The organism is Sphingopyxis sp. BSNA05 (assembly GCF_013265645.1).
Lineage (GTDB): Bacteria > Pseudomonadota > Alphaproteobacteria > Sphingomonadales > Sphingomonadaceae > Parasphingorhabdus.
On record NZ_PYIA01000160.1, the window covers coordinates 1 to 4262 of the forward strand.

Sequence of the window (4262 nt, forward strand, 5' to 3'; positions counted from 1 at the left end):
GGCAAGCCGATGATCATGGGCCGCAAGACATTTGACAGCCTGCCAGGGATGTTGCCCGGACGCCGCCATATCGTGCTGACCCGCGACAAGAGCTGGGACGGCGACGGCGCGGAGATTGCCGGCAGCATCGAGCAGGCTCTGAAAATGGCCAACGCACCCCATATCGCAGTGATCGGCGGCGCGGAGATTTACGCGGCCTTTCTCGACAAGGCGACCGGATCGAACTGACCGAGGTGCATGCCAAGCCAAAGGGCGATACCAAGATGCCGGCCTTCGATAAAGCCGGGTGGGAAGAAATTGCGCGCGAAGATCACGAGGCGAAAAATGACAAGCCGGCCTTCAGCTTCGTCACGCTAAAAAGGAAAATTGGGTGAAGAAATTCCTGCTGGCGCTGTTGGGGCTTGTCGGAATTTTACTCGCCGCCTTTCTGATTTTCGCGCCGGCCGAGTTCGAGAAGCAGACCAATATGGTCGATGGAAAGCCGCTACCGGAGATCCGCCCCGAGGCGCAGAAATTGCACGACAGCCTGATGATCGTCGACCTGCACGGCGACACCTTGCTGTGGAAGCGCAAGATTACCGACAGCGTGGATCGTGGCCATATCGATCTCGACCGGCTGCAGGCGGGCAATATCGGGCTGCAGATTTTCTCCAGCGTGACCAAGACGCCCAAGGGCCAGAATTACGACAGCAACAGCGGCGATACGGATAATATCACCCTGCTGGCGATCGCCCAGATGCAGCCGGTGCGGACCTGGTTCTCGCTGCTCGAGCGGCAACTCTATCATGCGCAGAAGTTGGACCGCGCGGTGGCCGTATCGAGGGGCGCGATGTTGCCGATCAGCCAGCCTGGCCATCTTGACACGCTCGCGGCTGCGCGGAATCAATCAGACGGCCCGATTGGTGTATTATTCTCCGCCGAAGGCCTGCAGACGCTCGAAGGCGATCGCGCCAATCTGAAAAAGCTCTATGCCGCGGGCATGCGCATGGCCGGGCTGGTCCATTTTTCGACAATGAGCTGGCCGGATCGATGCATGGCATGGAAAAAGGCGGGCTGACCGATTTTGGCCGGACTGTCGTCCGCGACATGGAAGACATGGGCATGATCGTCGATATCGCCCATTCGAGCCACGCCACGGTCGCCGAAATCCTGAAAATGGCCCGACGTCCGGTGGTCTCCAGCCATGGCGGTGTGCAGGCGGTGTGCGGGGTCAACCGCAATCTGACCGATGAAGAGATTAAGGGTGTCGCCGCAACCGGCGGGATCATCGGCCTTGGCTATTGGGACGGCGCCATGTGCAACACCGATCCGGCGACCGTTGCGAAAGCGGCGAAACATGTCCGGGATCTTGTCGGCATCGAGCATGTCGCGCTGGGCAGCGATTTTGACGGCGCGGTAACGACGCGCTTTGACACCAGCGGCGTTGTGCAGATCACCCAGGCGCTACTGGATGCCGGGTTCAGCGAAGCGGAAATCCGGGCGGTGATGGGTCTGAATGCGCTGCGGGTGATCAAGGCCGGACTGGTGCCATTGTCAAAGTCCACCGTCCCGGCGAAGGCCGGGGTCCAGCCCGGTGGTGATACCCGCACTTCGCATGCAGGTTAGTTGCCAGCCTTTGCTGGCATGACGAATTTGTTGAATGATCCGCAAAATCCCGCAATAGCGATTCGATGATCAGACTGAATGGAAAAGACCGGATCGAAGGCGACCTGCGCGGGGCGATCATTGCGCTGGGCAATTTCGACGGCTTTCACTTCGGCCATCAGGCGGTGGCCGGCAAGGCGCTGAGCTGGGCGCGGGACGAGGGTCGTCCGGCGATCATTGCGACATTCGATCCGCATCCGGTGCGCTTTTTCAAGCCCGATGTTGCACCCTTTCGCCTGACCAGTCTGGACCAGCGGCAGCGTCTGTTCGCCGATGCGGGCGCAGTGCGATGCTGGTCTTCGCATTTGACGCGGGTCTGGCAGCCACCACGGCAGAGGATTTTATTGCCAAGCTGCTGGTGGACCGCTTTGGCGCGGCCGGCGTGGTCACCGGAGCGGATTTCACCTTTGGCAAGGGGGCGAAGGGCAATATCGACGTATTACGCGAAGTCGGCGCGGCGCACGGACTGAAAAGCGAAGCGGTTAGCGCGGTCAGCGACAGCGACGACATTATCTCCTCCAGCCGCATCCGCGCGGCGCTGAAAGAGGGCCATTGCGAGGAAGCGGGCCGCCTGCTCACCCGCCCGTTTGCGATACAGGGCGAGGTCATCCACGGCGACAAGAACGGCCGGATCTTGGGCTATCCGACCGCCAATATCGATATCGGTCAATATCTGCGTCCTAAATATGGCATCTATGCGGTCAAGGGCCGCCTGCCCGACGGCCGCGTGCTGAACGGCGCGGCCAATCTGGGTATACGCCCCAGCTTCGACCCGCCCAAGGAATTGCTCGAGCCTTTTTTCTTTGATTTTGCCGAGGATCTTTACGGCCAGACGATCGAGGTGGAACTGCACCATTTCCTGCGCGGCGAGCAGAAGTTCGATGATCTCGACGCGCTGAAGGTCCAGATGGAAAAGGATTGCGACAAGGCGAAAGCCTTGCTGGCTTGAGCCACCTTTCGGCATTGCGAGCGCAGCGAAGCAATCCGTAACGCCACTCGCCCGCACTGGATTGCCACGGGCTTGCAGCCCTCGCAATGACGGGTAGATTGCAAGGCTCGCGCGTGGCACAAATCCCGCTTGCACCCAAGCCCCGCGTCCCCTAATCCCCGCGATCATGACCGATCCCAAAGCAGATTATAAAGACACGGTTTTCCTGCCGAAAACCGATTTCCCGATGAAAGCCGGCCTTGCGCAAAAGGAACCGGCGATATTGGAGCGCTGGCAGAAAATTGGTCTCTATGAGAAACTGCGCGAAGCCCGCGACGGCCGCGAGAAATTCATCCTGCATGACGGCCCGCCTTATGCCAATGGCAATATCCATATCGGCCACAGCCTCAACAAGACGCTGAAGGATCTGGTTGTCCGCTCGCAGAGCCTGCTCGGCAAGGACGCGCCTTATGTGCCCGGCTGGGATTGTCACGGCCTGCCGATCGAATGGAAGATCGAGGAACAATATCGCAAGAAGAAGCGCAACAAGGACGAGGTTCCGGCCAGCGAATTTCGCGCCGAATGCCGCACCTATGCCGACAATTGGGTCAATGTGCAGCGCGAGGAATTCAAGCGGCTCGGCGTTTTGGCTGAGTGGGACAAGCCCTATCTGACGATGGATTATGACGCCGAGGCGGCGATTGTTACCGAATTGCTGAAATTCGCCGAAGCCGGCCAGCTCTATCGCGGCGCCAAGCCGGTGATGTGGTCGCCGGTCGAGAAAACCGCGCTGGCCGAGGCCGAGGTGGAATATGAGGATATCGTCTCGACGCAGATTGATGTGGCGTTCGAGATTGTCGATGCGCCGAACGCGCCGGAACTGGTCGGCGCCCATGCGGTGATCTGGACGACAACGCCCTGGACGATTCCGGTCAATCAGGCGTTGGCTTATGGGGCGGATGTTGAATATGTGGATTGCCAGCTGTTATTGGCAGACCAGCTAATTCCAGAAGAATTACGTGGTACCGAGGAGTGGAGCAAGTTCAATTTCCGTGAGGCTGGTCGTTATCTTGTCGCCGACGATGACCTGAGGACCAATCTGGAAAAGAGAATTTCTCGTGAACTGGGCGTCACAGCGTTTTTAAGACCAGACGGAGAATATCACGGCTCCCAACTCGCCGGTGCCACCGCCAAACACCCGATGGCGGACAAATTCCCGGACAGCGAATTCTACACCAAACCGCGGCCGTTTCTCGATGGCTCAAGCTTTGTCACCACCGATGCGGGTACCGGGCTGGTCCATATGTCGCCCGACCATGGCGAGGATGATTTCGATCTCTGCAAGGCCAATGGCATCAATCCGGTATTCGCGGTCGATGCCGATGGCGTCTATCGCGACGACTGGGAATGGCTGCCGCGCGGCGACGAGCGTGCTGGCGGAGTGATCAACAAGAATTTCAACGGCCCGGAAGGCCCGATCTGCTCGGACCTGCGTGACGCGGGTGCGCTGTTGTCGGCCAGCGCCGATTTCAAGCACAGCTATCCGCACAGCTGGCGCTCGAAAGCGAAGATTATTTACCGCTGCACACCGCAATGGTTTGTGCCGATGGACTCCCCCCTCCCGCTGCGGGAGGGCCGGGGGTGGGCCAGAAGATGGTCCAACACCCTAACCCCTCCGCCAAGCGGAGGG

General features: G+C 59.7%; 1 protein-coding gene and 3 pseudogenes. All 4 read left to right on the top strand.

What is annotated here, in order from left to right; all coding sequences use genetic code 11:
* Positions 1 to 374: pseudogene (locus C8024_RS18890) on the top strand (dihydrofolate reductase); the annotation flags it as partial.
* Positions 371 to 1605 (top strand): annotated as a pseudogene (locus C8024_RS18895) (dipeptidase). The pseudogenes C8024_RS18890 and C8024_RS18895, both read left to right, overlap by 4 nt.
* A gap of 65 nt (positions 1606 to 1670) precedes the next feature.
* Positions 1671 to 2593: pseudogene (locus C8024_RS18900) on the top strand (bifunctional riboflavin kinase/FAD synthetase).
* A gap of 166 nt (positions 2594 to 2759) precedes the next feature.
* Positions 2760 to 4262, top strand: a 1503-nt coding sequence (locus C8024_RS18905; protein ID WP_173208064.1) for a class I tRNA ligase family protein, incomplete at its 3' end; no start/stop codon positions are given.